This is a genomic window from Pseudomonas sp. HMWF006 (assembly GCF_003061205.1).
Lineage (GTDB): Bacteria > Pseudomonadota > Gammaproteobacteria > Pseudomonadales > Pseudomonadaceae > Aquipseudomonas > Aquipseudomonas monsensis.
Window position 1 is genome coordinate 1 of record NZ_QAIU01000301.1, and the last position, 1,032, is coordinate 1,032.

The 1,032-nt window shown below is 64.1% G+C and carries 1 pseudogene; it reads left to right on the forward strand.

Annotation, left to right across the window (positions count from 1 at the left end):
• Window positions 1–119: 119 nt before the first annotated feature.
• Window positions 120–1,032: pseudogene (locus DBR24_RS32040) on the forward strand (FtsX-like permease family protein); the annotation flags it as partial.

The following is a 1,032-nucleotide window of genomic DNA, read 5'->3' on the forward strand; positions in this document are numbered from 1 at the left end:
GCGCAGCGGGTGGTGTTGTCCAATGGCCGGCTGACGTGAACGTTTTCTGGCAAACCCTGCGCGCGCTGCTCAGCCATTGGCGGCGGCATCCCGTGCAGTTTTTCAGTGTGCTGACCGGGTTGTGGCTCGCGACCAGTCTGCTGACCGGGGTCGAGGCGCTGAACAGTCAGGCCCGCGACAGTTACGCCCGGGCCAGCCAGATGATCGGTGGCGAACCCCAGGCCAGTCTCGCGACACCGAACGGTGCGACCTTCACGCAGCAATGGTTTGTCGATCTGCGCCGCGACGGCTGGCCGGTTTCACCGCTGTTGCAGGGGCGACTGGTGCTCAAGGATCACGATAACCAGCGTCTGCAACTGATCGGCATCGAACCGGTGTCACTGCCGGCGGATTCCGCCGTGGCCGGGCAGGCGATGCCGATCGAGCGTATCGTAGCGTTCTTCTCGCCGCCGGGTAGTACGTGGATTTCACCGGAGACGCTGCAGGCCTTGAACCTCAGCGAGGGCGCCACGCCGCAGACCGTCAACGGCCAGACCCTGCCGCCGTTGCACGCGCAACAGGACATGGCCCCGGGTGTGTTGCTGGTGGACATCGGCGTCGCGCAAACCCTGCTTGAACAACCCGGGCAACTGTCGCGGCTGTTATTGCCGAAGGATTTTCACGCCGAGCTGCCAGCGGCGTTCAACGGTCAGTTGCAGCTTAAAAGCAGTGCCGAGGAAAACAATCTGGCGCGCCTGACCGAGAGTTTTCATTTGAATCTCGATGCCTTGGGGTTTCTCTCGTTCGTGGTCGGGCTGTTCATCGTTCACGCGGCCATTGGCCTGGCGCTGGAACAACGGCGTGGACTGCTGCGTACCCTGCGCGCCTGCGGGGTGAGTGCGCGGATGCTGATCGGTAGCCTGATCGTCGAACTGGGTGTGCTGGCCCTGGTCGGCGGGGTGTTCGGGGTCATCAGCGGATACTGGCTGGCGAGTGTGTTGCTTCCGGACGTCGCCGCCAGCCTGCGCGGTCTCTACGGTGCGGAAGTGGCGG